This is a genomic window from Mariniphaga anaerophila (assembly GCF_900129025.1).
Lineage (GTDB): Bacteria > Bacteroidota > Bacteroidia > Bacteroidales > Prolixibacteraceae > Mariniphaga > Mariniphaga anaerophila.
Map to the genome: position 1 here is coordinate 279,315 of NZ_FQUM01000001.1, position 23,529 is coordinate 302,843.

The 23,529-nt window shown below is 40.0% G+C and carries 20 protein-coding genes; 7 read left to right on the top strand and 13 right to left on the bottom strand.

The window, feature by feature from the left end:
• Window positions 1-59: 59 nt before the first annotated feature.
• The gene (locus BUB08_RS01015) at window positions 60-350 is read right to left on the bottom strand and encodes a DciA family protein (RefSeq protein WP_072998130.1); all 291 of its coding nucleotides are present in this window, start codon (window positions 348-350) and stop codon (window positions 60-62) included.
• Window positions 347-1,453: a DNA replication/repair protein RecF gene (gene recF / locus BUB08_RS01020; protein WP_072998843.1), complete on the bottom strand. Its 1,107-nt coding sequence runs from the start codon at window positions 1,451-1,453 to the stop codon at window positions 347-349. Before recF ends, BUB08_RS01015 begins: the two co-directional genes overlap by 4 nt.
• 178 nt (window positions 1,454-1,631) lie before the next feature.
• On the opposite strand from recF, the gene BUB08_RS01025 reads away from it, so the two are divergent.
• Both BUB08_RS01025 and ribH read left to right on the top strand, forming a co-directional pair.
• A complete protein-coding gene (locus tag BUB08_RS01025; protein WP_072998845.1) occupies window positions 1,632-2,318 on the top strand; it encodes a tetratricopeptide repeat protein in 687 nt (228 codons plus the stop codon).
• Between the two features lie 61 nt (window positions 2,319-2,379).
• Complete coding sequence (ribH, locus tag BUB08_RS01030) at window positions 2,380-2,868, top strand: 6,7-dimethyl-8-ribityllumazine synthase (RefSeq protein ID WP_072998132.1); 489 nt, start codon at window positions 2,380-2,382, stop codon at window positions 2,866-2,868.
• An 86-nt stretch (window positions 2,869-2,954) separates the two neighbouring features.
• Here ribH and BUB08_RS01035 read toward each other — a convergent pair whose 3' ends face one another.
• Window positions 2,955-3,338, bottom strand: a complete 384-nt coding sequence (locus tag BUB08_RS01035; RefSeq protein WP_072998134.1) for a hypothetical protein — start codon at window positions 3,336-3,338, stop codon at window positions 2,955-2,957.
• 200 nt (window positions 3,339-3,538) lie between these two features.
• Here BUB08_RS01035 and BUB08_RS01040 point away from each other — a divergent pair, with 200 nt between their 5' ends.
• The 4 genes from BUB08_RS01040 to BUB08_RS01055 all read left to right on the top strand — a co-directional run bounded on the left by BUB08_RS01040 (window position 3,539) and on the right by BUB08_RS01055 (window position 7,293).
• Entirely contained in the window at window positions 3,539-4,045 is a 507-nt protein-coding gene (locus BUB08_RS01040; protein WP_072998136.1) for an RNA polymerase sigma-70 factor, read from the top strand.
• A 43-nt stretch (window positions 4,046-4,088) separates the two neighbouring features.
• Window positions 4,089-5,066, top strand: a complete 978-nt coding sequence (locus BUB08_RS01045) for a FecR family protein (protein WP_072998138.1) — start codon at window positions 4,089-4,091, stop codon at window positions 5,064-5,066.
• Entirely contained in the window at window positions 5,014-6,378 is a 1,365-nt protein-coding gene (locus BUB08_RS01050) for a hypothetical protein (RefSeq protein ID WP_139249577.1), read from the top strand. The genes BUB08_RS01045 and BUB08_RS01050 overlap by 53 nt, the downstream gene beginning before the upstream one ends.
• 138 nt (window positions 6,379-6,516) lie before the next feature.
• Complete coding sequence (locus BUB08_RS01055; RefSeq protein ID WP_072998847.1) at window positions 6,517-7,293, top strand: class I SAM-dependent methyltransferase; 777 nt, start codon at window positions 6,517-6,519, stop codon at window positions 7,291-7,293.
• Window positions 7,294-7,333: 40 nt separating this feature from the next.
• On the opposite strand, the gene BUB08_RS01060 is transcribed toward BUB08_RS01055, so the two are convergent.
• From BUB08_RS01060 to BUB08_RS01100, 9 genes are all read right to left on the bottom strand, one after another.
• Window positions 7,334-7,978, bottom strand: a complete 645-nt coding sequence (locus tag BUB08_RS01060) for a DUF2490 domain-containing protein (protein ID WP_072998141.1) — start codon at window positions 7,976-7,978, stop codon at window positions 7,334-7,336.
• A 68-nt stretch (window positions 7,979-8,046) separates the two neighbouring features.
• Window positions 8,047-9,972 carry a membrane protein insertase YidC gene (gene yidC / locus BUB08_RS01065; RefSeq protein WP_072998142.1) on the bottom strand — a complete coding sequence of 642 codons (1,926 nt, stop codon included), beginning with the start codon at window positions 9,970-9,972 and terminating at the stop codon, window positions 8,047-8,049.
• Complete coding sequence (locus BUB08_RS01070) at window positions 9,965-11,581, bottom strand: CTP synthase (RefSeq protein WP_072998144.1); 1,617 nt, start codon at window positions 11,579-11,581, stop codon at window positions 9,965-9,967. Before BUB08_RS01070 ends, yidC begins: the two co-directional genes overlap by 8 nt.
• A gap of 543 nt (window positions 11,582-12,124) precedes the next feature.
• Window positions 12,125-12,634, bottom strand: coding sequence for a flavodoxin (locus BUB08_RS01075; protein WP_072998145.1), 510 nt, complete (start codon window positions 12,632-12,634; stop codon window positions 12,125-12,127).
• A 12-nt stretch (window positions 12,635-12,646) separates the two neighbouring features.
• On the bottom strand, window positions 12,647-14,695 hold the full coding sequence (locus BUB08_RS01080; protein ID WP_072998147.1) for an alpha-ketoacid dehydrogenase subunit alpha/beta: 2,049 nt from the start codon (window positions 14,693-14,695) through the stop codon (window positions 12,647-12,649).
• A 98-nt stretch (window positions 14,696-14,793) separates the two neighbouring features.
• Complete coding sequence (locus tag BUB08_RS01085; RefSeq protein WP_072998148.1) at window positions 14,794-16,080, bottom strand: dihydrolipoamide acetyltransferase family protein; 1,287 nt, start codon at window positions 16,078-16,080, stop codon at window positions 14,794-14,796.
• Between the two features lie 206 nt (window positions 16,081-16,286).
• Window positions 16,287-17,198: a dihydroorotate dehydrogenase gene (locus tag BUB08_RS01090; protein WP_072998150.1), complete on the bottom strand. Its 912-nt coding sequence runs from the start codon at window positions 17,196-17,198 to the stop codon at window positions 16,287-16,289.
• The gene (locus tag BUB08_RS01095) at window positions 17,186-17,968 is read right to left on the bottom strand and encodes a dihydroorotate dehydrogenase electron transfer subunit (RefSeq protein ID WP_072998849.1); all 783 of its coding nucleotides are present in this window, start codon (window positions 17,966-17,968) and stop codon (window positions 17,186-17,188) included. Before BUB08_RS01095 ends, BUB08_RS01090 begins: the two co-directional genes overlap by 13 nt.
• 270 nt (window positions 17,969-18,238) lie before the next feature.
• Window positions 18,239-18,643 carry a helix-turn-helix domain-containing protein gene (locus BUB08_RS01100; protein WP_072998152.1) on the bottom strand — a complete coding sequence of 135 codons (405 nt, stop codon included), beginning with the start codon at window positions 18,641-18,643 and terminating at the stop codon, window positions 18,239-18,241.
• 793 nt (window positions 18,644-19,436) lie between these two features.
• On the opposite strand from BUB08_RS01100, the gene BUB08_RS01105 reads away from it, so the two are divergent.
• Window positions 19,437-20,633 carry a metallophosphoesterase gene (locus BUB08_RS01105; protein ID WP_072998153.1) on the top strand — a complete coding sequence of 399 codons (1,197 nt, stop codon included), beginning with the start codon at window positions 19,437-19,439 and terminating at the stop codon, window positions 20,631-20,633.
• On the opposite strand, the gene BUB08_RS01110 is transcribed toward BUB08_RS01105, so the two are convergent.
• The gene (locus BUB08_RS01110; protein ID WP_072998154.1) at window positions 20,610-23,501 is read right to left on the bottom strand and encodes a TolB family protein; all 2,892 of its coding nucleotides are present in this window, start codon (window positions 23,499-23,501) and stop codon (window positions 20,610-20,612) included. The genes BUB08_RS01105 and BUB08_RS01110 overlap by 24 nt on opposite strands.
• Window positions 23,502-23,529: the final 28 nt, after the last annotated feature.

Below are 23,529 nucleotides of genomic sequence, written 5' to 3' on the forward strand. Positions count from 1 at the left end.
CTCCGGTCCGAAAGGATTGGAGCTTTGTTTTTATTGGATAAAAATGGTTTGTTTACGGATTATTTGAGTACAATTTTTTTGACGATCTCCTCCCCTGCATGTTCGTTCAGTCGCCTCCGAATTTCTTCTCGCATCATTACAAGTTCGCTTTTTACCACCGACGAACTAATTTCCACATACAACACCTGTTTCGACAGAAAAATATTCCGGGTATAACTTGCAATGGTTTTCCCCAGCAACGTTTCCCACGATTGAACCACATCAACCTCTTTCAGTTTCCGGTCAAACTTCATGGCGCTAACATATTCGCGAAGCACCGCACTAATCGATTGGGTATTACTTTTTCTCATGGCAATGGTTCTATTATTCCTGAATTCACATTAAAAATCCGATAATCGGCATTCATTTTTTTTATGATGGTATCCAGATGTTCGCGGTTGGTATCGGTAATAAAAATTTGTCCGAAATTTTCGTCAGACACAACTTTTACTATCTGTTCCACCCGGTGTCGGTCAAGTTTATCGAAAATATCATCGAGCAACAAAATGGGTTTCATCCCCGAAATTTCTTTAATAAACTCATACTGCGCCAGTTTTAGCGACACCAGGTAAGTTTTGTTTTGCCCCTGCGAACCCAGCTTTTTTATGGGATATTCATCAATATTAAAAACAAGGTCATCTTTATGAATGCCAACTGTTGTATGTTGTGCAATCCTGTCTTTTTTTAATGATTGCTGCAACAGATTGGCAAAGTTGTTTTCGTACAATGCCGAATAATGAACAAGTCCAACTTTTTCGTTCTCCTGCGAAATAAATGAGTAGAACTCCTGAAAAACGGGAATCAGCTTTTCTACAAATTTTTTGCGTTCATCGTGAATGCGCGTGCCGTATTCAACCAGTTGGTCATCCCAGATAGAAAGCAGCTCGGCATCGAAATAATGTTCCGAAGCAAATTGTTTCAGCAGGTTATTCCGTTGCAATAGCGCCCGGTTGTATTTAAGCAAATCATCCAGGTAATTTTGATTGTATTGAGAAATTACCCCGTCCATAAACTTCCGGCGTTCGTCGCTTCCTCCCAAAATAAGGCTGTTATCCGATGGAGTTATCATTACCAGCGGCAGCAGTCCAATGTGTTCCATCAACCTTTTGTACACTTTAGAGTTTCGTTTAAACTGCTTTTTTTGTCCTTTCTGAAGTCCGCAGGAAATTATCTCGGCAGAATCATCCCGGCGATAATTCCCGTTCAGCATAAAAAAGCTTTCATCGTGATTGATGTTCAACTGATCTGCCGCATTAAAAAAGCTTTTGCAAAACGACAAATAGTAAACAGCATCCATCAGATTTGTTTTTCCCGAGCCATTATTGCCAATCAAACAATTCAGGCGCGGAGAAAATTCCACCTGAACATCTTTCAGGTTTTTAAAATTTATGATGGAAATCTCTTCGATGTACATAAAAAAAGTGCTTTTTAACATGCAAAACTAACCAAAAAACAGCGGGAAGAGAACAGATTAATGAAAATATGGGTTAATAACATCCAACTGTTGATTAAAGCCGAAATTTAAAGGTTCATTTTCGGTGCAATTTGTAAAAAAAAGCTATTTTTGCGGCACAATTTTGAAATCTAAGAACATGGCAAACAAGAAAGCCCAGCAAGCTGATAATTTGCAGGAACTTGAAAGTGCACTGACTAAAACAGAGCATTTTATTGAAGAAAACCAAAAACCAATAACTTACGTAGTCGGAGCTATTATTTTGGTAGCGGTTGCATATCTCGGTTTTACCAGATTTTATTTGCAGCCCCGTGAAAAAGAAGCACAATCGCAAATGTTTATGGCTGAGAATTATTTTGAAAAAGATTCTTTCAACCTGGCCATTAACGGTGATGGTAATTACCTCGGGTTTCTTGACATTATTGATGATTATGGAATGACCAAATCGGCCAATCTTGCAAACTACTACGCAGGAGTTTCATACCTTCATTTAGGACAGTACGAAGAAGCGCTGGACTATTTGCAGAGTTTTAGTACAAAAGACATGCTTCTTGCCCCGATTGCAGAAGGTGCCAAAGGCGATGCAAAACTGGAACTCGGAGATTCAAATGCAGCTTTAAAACATTACAAAAAAGCTTACTCGTTAAACGACAACGAGCTTACAGCACCTATTTACATGTTGAAAGCCGCCAAGTTGCTCGAATCAATGGAAAAATTGAACGACGCATTGACGCTCTACAAATCAATCAAAGAAAAGTATCCAAATTCTACCGAAGGTCAAAATGTAGATAAATACATTGCACGGGTAGAAATTAAACTGGGATAGTAAACAGTTTGTATTTATAATATATACCCCTCCCTGCGAGGGGTTTTTTATTTCAAAAAAAATGGCAACAAAAGATCTTTCTCAATACAACATAGAATCGGTTCCTTCTGCTGAAAGTATGCGGTTTGGGATTGTAGTAGCCGAGTGGAATTACGAAATAACATCGGCACTTGCAAAAGGAGCAATATATACACTAAAAAAGCATGGAGCTACCAGCGATAATATTCTGGTAAAATATGTGCCCGGAAGCTTTGAATTGCCGCTGGGAGCACAGTTCTTTGCTGAAATGGAAAATGTGGATGCAGTAATTATTCTGGGTTGTGTAATTCAGGGTGAAACCCGCCATTTCGATTACATTTGCGACGGTGTTACCAAAGGAACTGTTGACCTGAATTTGAAGTACAACAAGCCGTTTATTTTCGGACTACTTACTACCAACGACGAACAGCAGGCCAAAGACCGCGCCGGCGGAATACACGGTAACAAAGGCGACGAAGCGGCTGTGACGGCAATAAAAATGGTTCACCTGAAACAGAATTTTTCTATTTAGTTTAAAGAAAACCGACAAAAAATAAAAGGGCCTGCCTGTGCAAGCCCTTTCAAGAAAACCAAACTAAACTAAATGTAAAAACAAAACTATCTTCTGTTTCCGGGACGGCGATCACGCCGTTGAGCCCGTCTCTCTTCCTGAAATTTCTGATACTTACTCCATTGTTCTTCGGTCAGAATCTCTTTCATTTTTTTGTCCTGCTCAGCTCTTATTTCATTCATTTTCTCACGCATCTTCTCAAAATCTCCCCCTTGATTTTCGTCGCGCAGAGCTTTCATTTTTTCTCCGGTCTCAACAAATAAGTCTGATACTTTCTTTTCCTGTTTTTCATTCAGGTCAACAGCTTTTTTTATTTGTTCTGTCTGGCGTTTAGCCATTTCTGCAGGGTCAAAACTTCTTTGTCCGGGTTGGGCAATGGAAGTTACAACGACCAGCATAACCAGAATCAGAGTAACACCAATTTTTTTCATTACAATGTTTTTTTATGAATTATAGCCCTTTTGACATGATAAACTGAAAATAGTTTAACGGAACTGGAAAAAAGAGAAAAAAAACAGGCTGCATTTTTACATCTGATTTTTTGAACCAAACCTCTTTTCAAAAAAATAAAATACCGTACTTTGCGTTTGCCTAAAAATTTCTGACAGTAATTGCAGAAATAACACTGAAGATGGATAAAAACGAATTTACCAAAATATACCAGGCTTATTTTGAACCGCTGTGTTTGTATGCATTTCGCTTTTTCCCCGAAGAAGGCGAAGCCACAGAAATTGTTCAGGAAGTAATGCTTCGGATATGGGAAAAACGGAATACGCTTCCGCCAGTCCAGTCCATCGAAAAATACCTTTATCGTTCAGTCTACAACGGCTGTGTAAACAGGCTCGAAAAGCTGAAGGTACAGAACAAATACATAAACTATTCGCGGGTACGATTGCTGGAGATTGAGCTTGAAAATTTTGACGATACTTTTTATCAGTGGGAAATTCGGGAAAAAATTGATAATGAAGTGAAAAAATTCACTCCGCAGGTAAAAAAGATTTTTGAAATGCGCTATTTAGACAGCATGAAATACAAGGAGATAGCCAATGAATTAGGCATTTCGGAAAGAACTGTAGAGACACATTTGCAGAAAGCGACAAAAACGCTTAGAGAAAAACTGAGAAAATTATTTCAATAAATGAGTGGGAAAACTTACTTTAAAACTGTCTTATGAGTAACCGATGGTAGATTATAACGAACATATCGATTTTCTGATACTCCAGTACTCCAAAGGGATAATCAGCCCCGAGGGAACAGAAGAGCTTTTGTTGTGGGTTGAAAAAAACAGCACACATAAAATATACTTTAAAGAACAGCTTGCTGTTTTACGGGCTGTAAACCCCTCGCCTGCCCAATTTGCAGATGCATCAGGCAGCCTGGCTGAATTTCAGAAAATAAACAAACGAACCCATCGAATTACCAGTATAAAAAGAGCTGTGGCCATTGCGGCGTCGATTGCTCTGATAGCTGTTCTGGCAAACTTTTTCTTCAACCAGCAGGAAGATATTCAGACTAAAACGGTGCATTACACGGCGCGTGATTCTAATCTGACAATTCAGCTCGAAGACAAAACCCAAATAACACTCAGCAAAAATTCGGAACTCGAAAAACCCGAACAGTTCGACGATAATTTCAGAACCGTTAGTCTGTCTGGAAAAGCATTTTTTGATGTTACAGCAGATGCCAGCCGGCCATTTACAGTTGATTGTGGCGATATCAATATAAAAGTACTCGGCACCAGTTTCGAGGTGGAAACAGATACGCTTGCCAACCTGGTGAGAGTTGCAGTAACCAAAGGGCTGGTTTCTGTAAACCACAAAAAATCAGAAATGCAGAAATCGGTTCCTGCTAATGTGCAGGTTGTTGTGTCTCAAAAAGGAAAGCTGATTAGAAAGTCAGAGATTGAAAGCAGTAATTTTCTGGCCTGGAAAACCGGGATTCTTGAATTTGACAATACATCAATGGCTGAAGTAGCTGAAGAATTAACCAGGATGTACGGAAAGAAAATTGTGTTCAACGATAAATACCTGGAAAGTGAAAAAATTACCACCACCGTGGATAACCAACCGTTACCTGCCGTTAAAATGGTGCTCGAAATTATTTTGAATGCAAGAATTGAAGAAAAAGAAGATACCCTTATTTTTTATGCAAAACAGTAATTTTATCAGATACTTTTTGATTATTGCATTTGTGTTTTTTCTGCAAGGTGTTATTGCACAGCCTCAAAACGAAGTTTTGCAAACCGATGTTACTATCCGGATTCAAAAAAAAACATTCGGTAAATTAATTGATGAGATTGAGCAAAAAGCGAAAGTCACCTTTTCGTACAACAACTCAACCATAAACTCAGACAGTGTTATCAGCGTACTCATTTTTAACGGCAAGCTGGAAGACGTATTAAAAAGCATTTTACCGGAGAACACGTCATTCACCCTCAATTCAAACAATATTATTTTGTATCGCACCCCAAGCAACGGGCAGAAAAAGGCAAAAAACAAAGAGCAACCCAAAGTACTGCGCGATGCTAAAAAGGAGGAAACAGCAATAAATGAAAGTAAAAAGGAAAAAAAAGACAAGCCAGCATCCATACCAATAATTCAAATTGAACCATATATTTTTACCGGATTGGAGGTGCCGGCAACACTGAATCAGGACACGCTGTTGCAAATTAATCTGGCTCCTGCTCAGAAAGGGTTGGAAGGAAACGAGAAACGAATGTCAAGCTCTCTAAGAAGGAAAAACAAGCGAACGTTTCAGTCGGGCATATTCAGAAATAACACCAATTACTTTAGCTTTCCGGGAAGACGAATAGTGGAATATTCGGTTGCCCCCTTCTATCAAATCATAAATGAATCTGCAAAATACAACCACTTTGGAGCAGGAGAAAGCAGTGCCGAAGTCAAAAGTATTATTACAGGATCAGAAGAAATGTTATTGTCGTCGCGGGCAGGAATAACGGCATCAGTAAGCATTAACCAGTTAAAGTTCACCACCGGGTTAGCGCTTCAAAAAAGCAACGAAAGTTATAATTACTCATCTCTTGATACCGTATCCTCCGAATTGCTTTTTATTCCCGATACTGCCAGTTTTCCCAGGGTCGGTAAAAACCATTATCAGTATTTGTCAATTCCTTTGCTGGTTGGGTACAGCGGACAATTAACCCGTACTATTAGCATTGGCGGAAACATTGGAATCTGGGGTAATTTTTTAAATAGCCGGGACGGATATTATATCGACTTAAGCTCTGAGCCGCCCCACCAAATAAAGAATTTAAAAGATGCTCCGCTAAATAAATTCAAAATGGATGTGGTTGCAGATATTTCGCTGGAATACAAAATATTCAGAAAAACGTCAATCTCTTTTTCAACTTCATACATGCACCCCACCGGTTCTGTTTTTAACAACGAATATCCTGTTTCAAAATCTAAATCTGCTTTTGGATATTCTTTTGCATTGATCCAAAAATTTTAATTTTTTGCGATTTTATAGAATTTTGATTTTCTGCACTTTAAGTCTTTCCCTTCAATTTATTTCGAAATAATTTGAAAAAAATACTCCGTACCTTTTCCCCGGAACCTGTCTTATTGATATATGCAAAACAGAATAAGTATGGGTTTTATAAAAACAGCAGAAAGAGTATCGTTAGCTCCGTCGGATAACTATGTGTACCAGCGGTCGTTGCTGGCTTATAAAGAAGCGGCGGCAAGAGTACATGGCAACGTACTCGAGATTGGAACAGGAAGTGGATACGGCATTCGGGAGATTGCTCCAAAAGCCGCAGAATTCTGGACTCTCGATAAACATTATATTTCGATAAACTATAAAAAATACAGCAATACCCGATTTATTAAAAACAAGGTACCGCCGTTGACCAATATTCCCGATAACTATTTCGATTTTGTTATTTGTTTTCAGGTGATAGAACACATAAAAGACGCCGAATTTATGCTAAGCGAAATAAGCAGAGTTCTGAAAAGCACCGGAAAATTGATTATTTCAACGCCCAACATCAAAATGTCGCTAACCAGAAACCCATGGCATGTAAAAGAATATACCGGGCAGGAATTTCATTCGATTTTATTGCAGACATTCAAAAAGGTAGAAGCAAAAGGAATTCAGGGCAACGGGAACGTGGTTTCTTATTATGAGAAAAACAAAAAAGCAGTTCAAAAAATCCTCAAGTTTGATGTGTTGGGGTTAAATCGCTTGCTTCCCAACTGGGTGCTAAAAATCCCCTACGATTTAATGAATCGGCTCAACAGGGTACTATTATTACGTAAGAACAAAAAACTGACATCGTCGATTACAATAGATGACTATTTCTTCTCGGATGTTACAGAAGAGTGTTTGGATTTATATTTTATTGCACAAAAAACACACTTTTAAAACCGGAAAATCGATGAAGGTTATTGCGCCCGAAAAAAGGTTAAAAATCCAGGCTCAGGTTCATTCCAACAACATCTGAAGTGTTCCAGAAATCCAGTTCTTTGCTTTTTTCGAGAACATAGTAAAACCTCATTTCGAAGATTCTGCTGCATTTAAGTTTTGTTCCGGCATACAACCTTGCAATATGCAGGTTCTCGTCGTTAAACTTAATAAAACCTTCCTCTGCTGCATAAATTATAAGTCGCGGTGTAACAAATGGTGGCAATTCAACTGAAAACATCTGGCGGTATCTGAAATGGTCGTCAACGTGCTTAAACATTCTGTACTCAAACCGGTTTGAAAAACCAAAACCCAGCCGACCCAGTTTTTTCGAGATATCACCGAAAACCATTGGCCTGTTTTCCTGAAGCCAGCCGTAATCTTTTCGAATCATCAGAATTCGTCCTGCAACGCCTGCTTCAAACCAGGGATTAATACTTCGCTTGATTGTCACGTCGCCCAATTTCAAATCGATGTTTCCGGAATGTGGTGTGAAATGAACTTTTTCGGTTACGCCAATTTTTGTTTTTTCTGAAAGTGCAACTTGCACCCTGTTTAAATTCCATAATTGAAATATTCGTTCCTGAGCTGAAACAGAAAACAGAACCGGGAGTAAAACCAGCAAAATGATTAGCCTCTTGGTCATGGACTAAAAATAAAAAAAAGCCGGAAAAAATTATTCTCCGGCTTTAAATATATTGCTGTTTTTCGAAACTATTTTTTCGGCATCTGAACGCCGCGTTGTTTTGCGACCTCTTCGAGCCGTTGCTGAAATTTAGATTTTTTTACCTGTTTCTTTTTATTCACCTGCAGTTGAGCCCTGATTTTATCTTCATCGATAAACGACCTGATGGCGTATGTTTGTCCGATGGTAATTAAGTTCGCAAGGAAATAGTAATAACTCAGTCCAGAAGAATAGTTATTCAGGATGAACAGGAACATAACCGGCATCATGTACATCATCGTTTTCATTCCGGGCATTCCCTGAGAGCTTGTTGCCTGCTGATTCAACCGGGTTGAAATAATAGTAGTAACAGTCATCAGCAAACAGAAAAGGCTCACATGATCGCCGTAAAACGGAATTTTAAACGGCAAATCCAAAATAGAGTCGTAAGTAGACAAATCGGTTGCCCACAAGAAACTTTCCTGCCGGAGTTCGATAGAAGTCGGGAAGAAAAAGAACATGGCAACCAAAATCGGGAACTGGAGCAACATTGGCAAACATCCGCCCATTGGGTTAACCCCGGCTTTTTTGTATAGCGCCATTGTTGCCTGCTGTTTTTCCATTGGTTTATCGTTGCCGAACTTTTTATTTATTTCATCAATTTCCGGCTTCAGCGCCTTCATTTTGGCCTGCGATACATATGATTTGTATGTAAACGGGAACAAAATAGTTTTGATGAATATGGTGAGCAACAGAATTATAATTCCGAAGTTGTCGATAAAGCGACGTAGGAAGTTAAATGTAGGAATAATAAGGTATTTGTTTACCGGCCTTACAATGGCATATCCCAGATAAACCAATCGTTCCAGGTCGATGTGGTATTGTTTTAAAGTCTGGTAGTGGTTCGGCCCGAAATAAAACTGCATGTCCATTTTTTCGTTGGACGTTCCCTGGTAAGGAATTGCAATGTCAGCATAAAAATTGGCCAGGTACGCAGGATTCTTTTCATAAACTTCTGAACGAACAAAAGCATTTGGGAAAGCATCTTTTGCGATAATTGTAGAATTAAAAAACAACTGTTTAAAACCTATCCATTTTACGCGGGTGCTCAAATTCTCTTCATCCGATTTGTTCTGAGACAGGTTGTCCACGTCATCTTCAAAAAATTTGTACATGATGTTTGTGTAGCGATCTTCTCCGTATTGAGAGGCGCGTTCCTGCCGCGGCACATCAAACGACCATGTGAAATTTAAATACGACTGGTTGGCCGCAATGTATTTTTCGAGTCCCTGGATATCCATGTCGAAATCAACCAGGAATGAGTTATGTGCTAACGTGTACGAGTATTCCAAAAATTTACCGGGAGCCACTTCCAGTTTAAAACCAACAGACTCTTTTCCTCCGGGGTTTTCTTCGTTAAATTTAATGCGGCCTTCGCTTCCTATTTTTACCTCTGGACCAGTAACTTCAATTTCTTTTCCTGAAAAAGTAGGGGTGAAAAACAACTGGTCGGTCTGTATGCTTCGGTTTTGTGCAAAAAAGTTAAGCCCGAACAACGTGTTGTCACCATCAAACAAAATAAGAGGTAGTGAATCGTGGGTCTGGTAGTTTTTCAATTCAACTGAATAAATTCTTCCTCCTTTATTGGAGAATGTAATTTTCATGAGGTTGTTTTCGAGCGTATAAAACTCTTGTTCGCCCACGGCTGCCGAGCCAAAAATACCAAACTGATCAATCTTTTCCTGTAATTTATTATTGTCTGCTATTGAATCAGGAACGGCAACTTCCGCCGTATTTTCCCGAATGGAAGCTTGCTGTTTCTCCTGCATAGCAGCCTTTTCGGCCTCAACCTGCACAATAGAATCACGACGTTGCTTTGCGGCCTGTATTTCTTCCTCAGAGGGTTGGTTAATCAGAGAAAATACAACAAGAATTGCAAAAATAAGAACGATACCTACAATTGAATTTCTATCCATTTTTTTCTTTTACTAGCGAGTTTTTAATGAAGTCAACAAAAAGCGGGTGAGGATTGAGAACTGTGCTACGGTATTCAGGATGAAATTGCACGCCTACAAACCATTTATGAGATGGGATTTCTACGATTTCGACTAAGTCTGTATCAGGATTTATCCCTGTGGGAATCATTCCGGCATTGATAAATTGTTCCCTGAAAGAATCATTAAATTCGTACCGGTGACGATGCCTTTCGTGCACGGTAAGTTTATTGTAAGCCTTACAAACATGCGAATCTTTTTCAATAATACGACATTCGTAAGCACCTAGTCTCATGGTGCCACCGTAATCGGTAATGCCTTTTTGATGTTCCATCAAATCGATTACCGGGAATGGTGTTTTAGGATTCATTTCTGAAGAATCGGCATCTTCCAGATGCAAAACGTTGCGTGCAAACTCTATTACAGCAACCTGCATTCCCAAACAAATTCCCAAATATGGTATGTTATTTTCTCGGGCAAATTGAGCTGCAAGAATTTTTCCATTCATGCCGCGGTGCCCAAATCCGGGAGCAACAATAATACCGTCAAGATTAGAGAGCTTTTCCTGTACATTTTCAGTTTTGATCGTTTCCGAATGTATCCACTCAATTTTTACAGTACAATGGTTTTCCGCGCCGGCATGCACCAACGCCTCTGCAATTGATTTGTATGCGTCGTGCAATTCAACATATTTACCAACAAGCCCAATGGTTACAGTCTGTTTCGGATTTTTAAGCCGTTCGAGAAACTTATTCCAGGAACTCAAATCAATTTCTTCATTGATTTCCAGTCCCAGTTTTTTTAATACCGTAGTGTCCAGGTTTTCAGCGTGCATTTTCAACGGCACTTCGTATATGGTTGGCACGTTTACCGACTGTACAACTGCGTCCAAATCAACGTTGCAAAACAATGCAACTTTACCCCGAACAGAAGCGTCAATTTCGTGCTCAGTACGCAAAACCAAAATATCGGGCTGAACCCCGGCTTCCAACAATAATTTTACAGAGTGCTGGGTAGGTTTGGTTTTCAGTTCTCCGGTAGCTGCCAGATACGGCACCAGGGTAAGATGGATAACAACAGCTTTAGAACCCAGTTCGCGTTTTAACTGACGAACAGATTCAACATATGGCAGCGACTCAATATCGCCCACCGTACCACCAATTTCCGTGATTACGATGTCATACTTTTTTTTCGACCCAAGAATTTTGATACGCCGTTTTATCTCATCGGTAATGTGGGGAATAATCTGAACCGTTTTTCCCAGATAATCGCCACGGCGCTCTTTGCTGATAACCGACTGATAAATACGACCGGTTGTAACATTGTTTGCCTGCGATGTGGGTTCATTCAAAAAACGTTCATAATGCCCCAAATCAAGATCTGTTTCTGCTCCGTCTTCGGTTACGAAGCATTCACCATGTTCGTAAGGATTAAGCGTTCCCGGATCCACATTTATGTATGGATCCAACTTTTGAATTGTAACCGAATAGCCTCTTGATTGCAACAATTTAGCCAACGAAGATGCTACTATTCCTTTGCCTAATGACGAAGTAACTCCACCTGTAACAAATATATACCTAGTGTCAGACACGCCTGAAATTTTAAGTTTTTAAAAGCCACAAAATTAATTAATAAAACTTATCTGAAAACTAAACCAACCTGAAATTGACCTTTTCCGAAATAAAATAATACAGAACCATATCTCTATTTAACAATAATCAACTCGTTTTCTTTGAAATAAATGAAAAATGTTCGCATCTATAGCAAGAAATTTCCATTTATGGAGAGCATTTAAAGCATTCTATTTCTATATCGAAACTCATAAGGTGCAGTTGGACAGTAAAAAACAAGTTATATTGGATAAGAAATAGCCGTCAAAGAGATTCATGAAATAAATTGCGAATAATATTTACCAGTGGAACTTCTTTTCTGTTTACAAATAAACAATATTGTTAACTTTTGTGAAATACACGGAATTTACAAAAGTACACTCGCTTGGTGACCAGCAACTTAAAGTCAACTTATACTAAATATTCCCTTTAACACATCCCTTTAATACCACAAAAAAAGCTGCCTGCATTTCTGCAAACAGCTTTTTTGAGACTTGCTATATCAAAAATTCAAACAATACATTTCAACTAAACTCTTGTTTCAACTGCTCCACCCAGTTTTTAACACGTCCTGCGGTCATTCGAGCCTGGTTTTCCTGATCAACCAGAAGTCCCACAAATACATTACCCCGCTGAGCTTTCGATGATTCAAAAGTGTATCCTTCAACAGAAGTGCTTCCTACTAAACTACCTCCACATTCTTCAATAATTTCGGCCAGAATACCAATTGCATCGCAAAAATTCTCGGAATACCCTTTCTGATCTCCCAGCCCAAAAATCGCGAACTTTTTTCCTTTTAAATCCATTTCTTCCAAATCAGGAACAAATTCATCCCAGTAATTAGGCAATTCGCCGTCGAACCAGGTAGGCGCGCTCAAAATAAAATAATCATATTTTTCGAGAACCTCCTTTGAAAGCTCTTCTGCATTAACTGCCTCGATACCTTCTTTTCCCCAGGCATCAATAATTTTCTCAGAAACCTTTTTTGATTTCTGGGTGTGAAAACTGTATATAATTGCTGTTTTCTTACTCATCTCCGATAATTTTTAGTACGACATTAAATCTTTTGCAGCATCGTAAATACGCTTCATATCAGGTAAAATTGCGCGTTCCAGAATAACATTAAACCCGACTGGCGTATACGTTGACCCCACACGTTTAACAGGGGCATCGAGGTATTCAAAAGCTTTTTCGGTGATTAAGGCACTCAATTCTCCGCCATACCCGCCAAACACTTTGTCTTCGTGTGCAACAAGTACTTTGTTCGTCTTTTTTACCGATTTAAGAATGGTTTCTTCGTCAAGCGGCACAAGCGAGCGTAAATCAATAACTTCTACACTGTAACCCTCTTGCTCCAGCTTTTCTGCTGCTTCGAGGCTCAGGTGAGTTGCATTCCCGTAGGTAAGCACAGTAAGGTCTTTTCCTTCCTTTCTGATGCGCGCTTTGCCAAATGGCACTTCAAAGTCATCGGGTACAACAGTTGCTGCTTTCGGACTTTGATACAGCGATTTTGGTTCCATAAACATTGTTGGCCCTTTGGAGCGAATAGCTGTTCTCAATAATCCTGCTGCATCGTCAGCAAAAGAAGGGTAAACAATTCGGACACCCGGTATTGAAACAAGAGAACCTTCAATGGTTTGAGAGTGATACAAACCACCTCCGATATATCCTCCCGAGGCCAGGCGAATGGTCACATTTGGAGTAAACTGACCGTTCGATCGCCAGTAGTCGTGACTACATTCCACATACTGTTCCATGGCCGGCCAAAAGTAATCGGCAAACTCCGCTCCTTCAATTACAATCCTGATTTTCTCATCATAACGCGACATTCCATTGGCCGTTCCCACTATAAAATCTTCGGCAATCGGTGCATTAAAAATTCGTTTTGGACCAAATTCCTGCTGCAAGCCTTTGGATACATTAAAAATTCCACCTTTATCTTTATTGGCCATATCCTGTCCCCACATAAAAGTATCAGGATTGCGGCGGAACTCAGCCTTCAATGTTTCGTTAAGCGCTGTAATCAGCTTTATCTTTTCTCCCTCTTCGTTGTGAACTCCCTCCGGGTATTTTTCAGCCGGATAAGGCTCTGGCAAAACAAAATCGTAAATCGACTCCGGATCAGGATTTGGCGCTTTCAATGCCGCCCTGTGTGCTGTTTTAATTACCAGTTTTACCTCTTCTTCAATTCCCTGAAGCTCTTCCTCTGTAAACCTTTCGTAACGCAGCAACAAACGTTTAAACTTAGCCAGAGGATCGTATTTTTCAACGTAATTCCGTTCCGATTCACTTCTGTACAACAAATGGTCGTCGGAGTTTGAATGCGAATGAATTCTCACGCAATTGGCCTGAACAATAACCGGCTTGCTCTCTTCCATGGCAAAACGTTTGGCCTCAATCATTGCATTCATCGAGTCAAACACGTCTTTTCCGTTGCAATGGATGATTCGGGTATTTTTGAAGCCGGTAAAATTATTAGCCACTTTACGCTGGGCAGTCTGATCTTTTTTGGGAACCGAAATTCCATAACCATTATCCTGAATGACAAACACAACCGGAAGCTCTTCCTTGTCGGCCCCGTTGTATGCTTCGTAAACAAAACCCTCACTTACAGATGATTCGCCCTGATTACTGAAGGAAACGGCCTTTTCTCCATAATATTTAATCGCACGGGCAGCACCCACTGCATGCAGCGTGTGGTTTCCGGTAAGCGACGAAAAATTGTGAATGTTCCATTCCGGTTTTGCAAAATGGTTCGACATGTGCCTTCCACCACTCGACAAATCAGTTGCTTTGGAAATTCCGTTCAGAATTAATTCTTCCGCGGTTAAACCGGCTGATAACGCAGTTAACATATCACGGTAGTACATAAACATGTGGTCCTTTTTCTTTTCGAAAACCTGCCCCACAGCCAGCTGAATTCCGTCGTGCCCGGCGTAAGGAGCATGATACGACCATCCGATGGCTTGTTTCAGGTAATTGGGCGCTTTATCGTCAATTGCCCTTCCGATAGACATCAACCGGAACCATTTTTCCAATGTCTCTTTATCGGTCTTTTTTATAGTATGAATCTTGGGTACTTCTAAATCTTTCATATAACTCAAATTGTTTGTTTTCAACGGTATCAAACGCTTTTTGCATGTCTCAATAACACAATAGTTTTTGCGTCATGCTTATTCAATCAAAGCCGAGATTAAATCGAACGGGTGGTATCGAAATCTTCAAGGATATCAGCAATTCTTCTCAGGAAAGCACCTCCCAGTGCACCATCAATCACCCGGTGATCATAAGACAGAGACAGGAACATTTTATGCCTGATTGCAATTGCATCTCCGGTAGGAGTTTCAATTACTGCAGGTTTCTTTTCAATGTTTCCGGTTGCAAGTATCCCAACCTGTGGCTGGTTAATAATAGGTGTACCAATAATATTTCTGAATGAGCCGAAATTAGTGATGGTAAATGTTCCGCCCTGAATTTCGTCAGCCGACAATTTGTTACCCCGAGCCAAATCAGCCAACCTATTCATTTCTTTGGTAAGGCCAACCAGATTTCTTTGTTCAGCATTTTTTATAACCGGTACAATTAAATTTCCGTCGGGTTTGGCAACTGCAACGCCCACGTTAATGTTTTTCCGCAGAATAATTTTGTCGCCATCAACCGATGAATTAACCAGCGGGAACTCAGCAAGTGCGGCAGCTGTGGCTTCAATAAAGAATGGCATGAACGTAATTTTGTCGCCATATTTTTTAATAAAAGCGTCTTTGTTCTTTTTCCTCCAGAAAACTATATCAGTTACGTCGGCTTCAACTACCGAAGTAACGTGCGGCGAAACTTGTTTAGACATCACCATGTGCTCGGCGATCAGTTTTCGAACGCGATCCATTTCAATCACTTCGTCGCCTTCATTAGCGGTTACTGTCGGAGCTGCCTTTCTTTCGGGAGTCGCAGCAGGCTTAACAACAGTGCGTTCTGGTTCCTTATTTCCCGTTTTTCGGGTTTCAATATAATCCAGAATATCTTTTTTCTGAACGCGTCCATTTGCCCCGGAACCTTCAATGTTCTCCAGCTCTTCAGCCGAAATATTTTCTTCTTTGGCAATGGTGCGTACAAGCGGAGAGTAAAAACGATTTGACATTTCCCTTGAAACGCCCTGCTTTTCTTCTTCATTTTCAATATCTAAAGATGCAGCGTCCGACTGAGTCTGCTTTTCTTCTTCTCCAGATTCACCGTCATCTTCGCCTTCGATACTCACTACTGCAACAACCTCGCCCACAGGTACCAGGCTGCCTTCTTTGTGCAGAATTTTTGAAACAACCCCTTCTACTGGAGAAGGTATTTCAGAATCTACCTTATCGGTTGCAACTTCAAAGAGCATATCATCTTCTTCGATTGTATCGCCCTCTTTCACAAACCATTTGGTTATTGTGCCTTCCTGGATACTCTCTCCCAGTTTTGGCATTACGATTTCAAATTTCGACATATTTTAATGCTTTAAATATGGTTTTTTTGCTATTTTCAGTTTATTAAACACTAATAAAATTGAAATGTTCACATTGCAATTTTTTATTAATAATTCATTCACATTCTGAAATGAAAGTTTAATAAAAAGCGATAGCTAAAAAAAAGAAATTTGATTTAGTGGACGGATCGAAAAACAGATGGTGATATATATGTAAAACGCATTATTTACATTTGTAATCTACCGACTAATTCGCTCACTGACTGAATGTTGTGTCTTTGCAAATAGTCATCAACACCTTCAATAATACGCAAAGGGATATGTGGATTTTTAAAAAGTGCAGTGCCTACCTGAACAGCCGAAGCTCCTGCCAGCATAAATTCAATGGCATCAGCGGCATTCATAATCCCGCCAATTCCGATTACCGGAATTTTAACAGCTTTAGAAACCTGCCAGACCATCCTTAGGGCAATCGGTTTAATAGCGGGCCCGGATAACCCGCCGGTAACTGTAGAAAGCAAAGGTTTCCGCGTTTCCGAATCGATGGCCATCCCCAAAAATGTGTTAACCAGAGAAACACCGTCGGCTCCTTGTCCTTCAACTGCCCTGGCAATCTCTGATACATCTGTAACATTAGGTGAAAGCTTTACAATCAGCGTTTTATCGTATGCTTTTCGTACCTCACGCGTAACAGCTTCTGCCCCCGGACAGGTAACACCAAAAGCCATTCCGCCCTCTTTAACATTCGGACACGAAATATTTAATTCAATAGCATGAATATTATCCAGTTCGTTTACTTTTTCAGTAACTTCAACGTACTCTTCAATGGTAGAGCCATTTACATTTACAATTAAAGAAGTTCCGTAATCTTTTATCCTCGGGTAAATATTTTCTATAAAATAGTCGATACCCTTGTTTTGTAACCCCACAGCATTTAGCATTCCCGAAGGCGTTTCAGCCATTCTCGGGTAGAGATTCCCGTCCCGGTTACGCGGAGTAGTTCCTTTTAAAAATATGCCGCCTAATTGCGAAACATCATAAAAATCGTTAATTTCCTCAGCAAAACCACACGTACCTGAAGCCAGCATTACCGGATTCTTTAATTGAAGCTGATGTATTTTTGTTCTTAAATCTGCCATTTCAAATCGTTTATATTGAAGACGGGGCCTTCGGTGCATACACATGAATTCCCTTTTACGGTAGGCTCAATGCAACACAAGCATACTCCAAAACCGCATGCCATCAGGTTTTCTAAAGAGACTTCACAAAAAACCCCGGCTTTTTTTGCTTTCCCTGCAACCGCTTTCATCATGCCTTCCGGTCCGCAGGCATACACTTTATCATAATTTTTCAACTCGTTCCTTAATAAAGGATGATCGGTAACAAATCCTTTTGTTCCAAGAGAACCATCTTCGGTGGTCAAGTGTATTTTTCCGTATTTATTATACGCGCTGATTTCAACATGATCTGCTGCGCTGCGTGCGCCAACAATAATGTCTACATTATCGGCCGGAAGCCCGGATTCCTTTGCAAGGAAAAGCATTGGAGCCAACCCGCTTCCCCCTCCAACAGCAAGAATTCTATCATTCTTATCGGGATAGGAAAAATGTCTTCCCAAAGGAAAAACAATGCTCAGCTTTTCTCCGGGTACTATTTCGGTTAACTTTTTGGAACCCCGCCCCAAAACTTTAACAATAATAGATAGCGTGTTTCTATTATAGTCAACTTCAAAAATAGAAAAAGGCCTCCGAAGGAAAATTTCGGTAGAATTTTTTATGTCGATATTTACAAATTGTCCTGGCTTTACAACTGGTAATGAACCGGGCGCTTTCAATTTTATCAAAAAATTGGTTGCATTTAACCGGATATTATCCGTCACTTCAAAGTCGGAAACTGATTTTTTTCCCATTCTCAACTGATTTGGCGACAAAGATAAATATATTTCCATCAGAACAGGTGGCATATAAAAAGAAAAAACCGTCAGCTAAATCAACCGACGGCCCTCTGTATTTTTGGTTCTGTTTTATGTGAATGTTGGTTGTAAATCGGGTTTGTAAATCTGTCAATTTTTATTTAATCACCACCATCTTATCTCGTTAAACTTGTTGATACAAATGTAAAACATATTTTTAAATGTCATTCACAAATGTACATTTATTTTTAATGCTGTACAACATATTTAAAAAGAATTGTCTTTTCCCCCGGCATTGTAGGAAACAAATGTACCATCAGAATACAGAAGCACCACTTTTTCCAGAACAGCAACATTCTTTTTTGGGGAAACTGGAGCCTCTTTTTTTTCTGTAGCAAAAGGAATTTCAGGTTCTCTTTTTACCTCTTTAACAATAGGTTTAGGCTCACTGGCTGAATCTTCCCCTATTAACATAGAACCTTCTCCGGTAAATAGCCATCTGGCATTTACGGATGGAAAAGCAAGAAGGAACTTTTCTATAAAAACAGCTCCTGGTTTATTTCTACCATTGAGAATATGAGATATATTGGAACGTTGAACTTCCAGTATTTCAGATAATTCCCCGGGAGAAATACCTTTGTAATCTATAAATTTCTGAATACGCTCCTTCATCTTGTCGAAACATTTTATAGATACAAATGTAATACATTCAATTAAGAATTCCTATACAACCCGTTAATTTTGTCAAAATCAAGAGGAAACATCCCTGTTCTATCCAAATGTACTAAAACAACTAATAACCAATTGATTAACTGAATTATTAATATTTATAATACATCATAGATCGTAACATATAAACAACTGGTTTTCATTGTTATATAACTAATAAGTTGACAAAACAATCTAAAACAATCAATGATTTTAACAATTACTATAATTAACATTAATAAGTATGTATTAAAACACTGAAACAGTGAACTATATAATTCTAATTCAATTAATTCAAAACAATGAATACTCCAACTCTCCTACTTCTATTCCTTAGTTGTAAATCTGTTCTTTATGTGAACTACAAATGTTTCGTTATCGTTATGCGTTGAATTTTTTGCGATACAATAAAACTAACCCGGAATTCAGACGATACAAAAGTAAACGCAAATAAAATCGCGCATATTTTACTTTTGTGTAACTACTTTTCAGTATTCAACAAACACAAATGTTATTTTTCAGTTTGGTTGATTTGTAACAATCTGCACAAATAGTGAAGATGCAACATACACTTCCCTGTTTTGCATTATTACTTTGGAATGATTCTGTACATTTGCCCGAAGAAAAAGAAATATTCAATTCTCACGCGCTCAAAAAGCGCGGAATTTGAAGTTAAAACACTAATAACAAATACAGTAGAAATTAAATATAATGTTATTCTCTTCAATGAAGTAGATTATAATAAACAATTTTGCTCATGCGCTCATTTCAAATTGTCTCATTAGTTATTTTTCTGACGCTTTTTCTTTTAGCTGCCATCGGTGCTCGGTTAAATATCAAAAGCATATTTGGGAAAAATAAAGTAAGGGATATATTATTTTCGTTGTTGAACATTTTAGTCCTGCTTGGACTGTTTGTTTTATACATCTTCCCTTTTCAAGCCAGGGAGGCAACCAATTATCCGCTATACTTTTCGTTTAATACATTATTGTTCCTTGTTTTTGTATTTAACGTTCCTCTGGCAATTGCATGGCTTTTCCAATCCATTTTCAAAAAAAAGGTAAAACAACCAATTATATCTTCCGCTGGTTTAGTATTATCAGCGGCAATTACTCTCGTAATGATTTTTGGAGCTGTTGTAGGAAGCAGGCAAATAAAAGTAACGAAAATTGACCTTACGTTTCCCAATTTGCCGGATGAATTTGATAACTATACGGTTGCTCAGCTTTCTGATCTTCATTTGGGAGGAATGCTAAAACCTGAAAAGTTACTGGCAAGAACAGCGCAAAAGCTGGAACGATTAAAACCAGATTTGGTATTGTTTACCGGAGATATAGTAAACAACTTTGCCAAGGAAATGGCCGGCAAAGAGCCCGCATTGAAAAATACAACAAAAGGTTTTGATAGCTACGCAATTTTAGGAAACCACGATTATGGGAATTACAGCAATTGGGACAGTGCTGAAAAGAAACGGCAGAATTTTGAAGATATACTTGACATATTAAAGGATTCAGGACTACAACTGCTGAAGAACGAACATGTGGTTATAAAAAAAGGTGCCGATTCTATTTTTCTGGCTGGAGTTGAAAACTGGGGACACCCGCCTTTTCCGCAATACGCAGACCTGAATGCAGCCATTAGAGGAATTCCTTCGGACGCATTCACCATTTTAATGACGCATGATCCTGCCCACTGGAGCAGCAAAATTGCCGGGAAAGAAGACATTGAGCTCACGCTATCCGGCCACACACATGGCATGCAGTGGGGAATAAAACTTGCCGGAATTCCTTTCAGCCTCGCTTGGCTTGCGCGTGAAAATTGGGGCGGTTTATACAAAAACGGAAGTTCTGCACTTTATGTAAATACCGGACTTGGGACCGTTGGAATGCCCTGGCGGCTCGACATGCCCGGAGAAATAACCCTCTTTACACTAAAACGAGGTAAAGTCGATTGAGAACAAAAAGTTGAAATAAACATCTTTCATTTCAGGAAGATAGGACGCTCTAAAGCCGATACTCGAAGGTGCATAAAACCGAATCAGATTAACATCTGCCGTAACTTCTGTTCCCAATGATGAAATATTGCTGGTATAAGTTCCTGCAATTTTCCCCTGCTCGTAAAGATTTCCTTTCAGCCTGCTGTAATCTGCAAACAACGATGCCTTTACCCGCTTCACATAAACAATTCCGCCAAGGTTCCAGTCGGGGTAAAACAACGGCATTTTATAATCAATTCCCCCTGTAAAAATAGAAGTGGTATTAATTCTTCCCCATCCACGGGCATATCGCACAATGTCTGAAAAGCCAATTGCCCCGCTGTCCTCCTTCTTTTGAACTCCGCCATATAATCTAACACCGTGGTTTTTCATAAAACCGGGCAAATAAACAACAGACTGAAGAGCTTTCATTTGTCCGGCCCGCAGTGTGCCTGCAGGCGAATGACGAAATGAGCCGTCGACTACGAACCCAAAATCAGGGTACATATCGAGGTAACTCTGTTTCAGCAACTGATGAAAATAGAGGCGGTATCCCAACGAATGGAAACTTCCTCCCTGAAATTGCTCCGGTGCCGAGTTTCCGGCTTTATAATAGTTAAATGCGTACTGAATTTCCGGCTGAAGTAACCGGTTAAACGGCCCCCTTTCCAAATTTAAAGGCAATCGAATATTCAGCCCCGAATTTGTCTGTCCCCAGGTGTAGCGCTGAAGTGTGGTGTCGCGGCTTACAACCGTTCCCTGGCTATTCACCTTTTGCATAATCTGCCAATATTCCGAGGCCCTTTTTCCATACGAAAAAATTACATCGATAATCGGGAACCAGCCCTTGAACGAAAAATCGGCCACAAACTTACCGGTACCTTCCGCTAAATCCCATTTGTATCCCAGAACCGTTTCCGAAATTCCCAGTTTATCCTGCGACATCAGGCTAACTCCGGGGTAGAACTCGTATTCTTGGGTATCCACATACACCGGCGCCCAGCTATGAAAATTAAAAAGCTGTTTTCCTTTCGGATATTTTTTTGAAACGAATCCACCGGAAATTGTATCCGGAAACACCGGAACTCCGTTTTCCTGCCCGGCCAACTTTTCTGCAAGCAGATAAGCTCCTTTTTTTACATTCTGAAGCTGAACCACTTTATCGTTATCAGCCGTAGTTTTAATCAACCTGAATCCGTCAGACGTGTAATCACTTAAAACAACAGATTTGCCATCGGCCGAAATAGCAGGTGACTCTACGCCAAACCTAGAGTCGTAAACCTTTTCAATGTTTTTACCGAGCAAATTCATCCGGCACAAATCATTTTTCCCTGAATATGAACTAACAAAGTAGAGCCAGTCTCCAGCCAAACGAAGTTGCTTCACATCTCCTAAGTCTGTTTGTGTCAACCGGCGCAGTTCATTCGTTGTAAAATCTACCGATGCAATACGCTTTCCGTTTCCCGAAAGAATAATCGTTGCAACATTCTCGTTATCCAGCCATTCCGGACTAAAAAAGTAATTATTATTCGCAGACTGAAAACGATGCACCAGCTCACCGTCAGAAACCCGGTAAACCGACAAATAATAGTTGTTTGAAAAATCGGCTTCCACTACTGCTATTTTCGTTTTGTCAGGTGAAAGTGACGGACTAAATGCCTTAAATTCAGGAATAATTTTCAGTTGCTTTTTTGAGCTCGCATTGAACATTCGTATTACTGAACGCCCGCTGTGTTGCCACCGCAAGTCAGGAACCTGTTCCGACCAGACAATCCAGTCGTCTCTTCCGCTAACCGACTCTCTGAAAATTGTTCCGGGTAGCGCTATCCGTTTTTCTGTGCCGTCTGCCTTTATTTCTACAAAAGAAGCAATGCGATCAAAAGCAGTTTTATAAGAAACTAGTGTAGAATCATTTAACCAATGGTTGTACCTGTAACTGGTAAAATATTTTTCGGGTTTGGAAACTACCCTGTCGTAACCATCAGAATAATGCTGGTCTTCTTTTTGCCACTCAATGCGCAGGCTGTCGAACACTGACCGGTAATTTTCAGCGGTATTCAATCCCGTGTGGTTTTTTAGAACTTTTCGCACAGGGGCACCCGAAAACGGATGGCTCCCTGCCCGCGTAAATATTTCCTCAACAATGGAACTTCCGTAACGAGCCCTCAGGTTTCCGGTCAGATAGTATCCCATGGAATAATGATCCGGAACAAACTCTCGGTACGACCCCAGGTACGCTTTATCGTATGAAAAAACACCTTTCTCGATAACCTGAGCTTTTTGCTCCATTAAAAAAGAGGGGAATCGTCCTCTTCCGTAGTTGCCCAAAGCTGTCTCGGTAACAACGGCATCGCCTTCAATAAGCCACCAGGGCAGGTACGCCCCAAAAACAAGCGCAGTTATCTGCTCGCCAAGAAGAAACTTAGTCCACGAAGGCAAGTTGCTGTTTACTTTAGTAAGCTGCACCACATGCCTGAATTCGTGCAAAGCCAGTTGTTCCAACCAGTCTTGCGGATATATATCCTGATGTGGCGTGGTATAAAACTCCGAACGCCGGGGCGCCCAGGCAACCAGTCCGTTAGACTTCACGGTTTGAGTATGCAGAATAACCGGCATTTTTTCCGGACTGTACTTCAGCGAATAACTTCCGTACGGATACACTGTTTCGAGAGTTCCGGCAAGTTTTTGAGCCTGCTGTTCAAAATAATCAGGGTAAATCAACTGAAAATTTTGAGTGTTAATCTGCCGCCACCGGATTGAAGCAGGATCTTGCCCGGTCTGAAAATACTGGCCTAACGCATTTACTGCGACCAAAATAAAAAAGGTAAAAGCTAACGGTCTCTTCATAACTCAAAAATAAACATTCCCTCAAAGA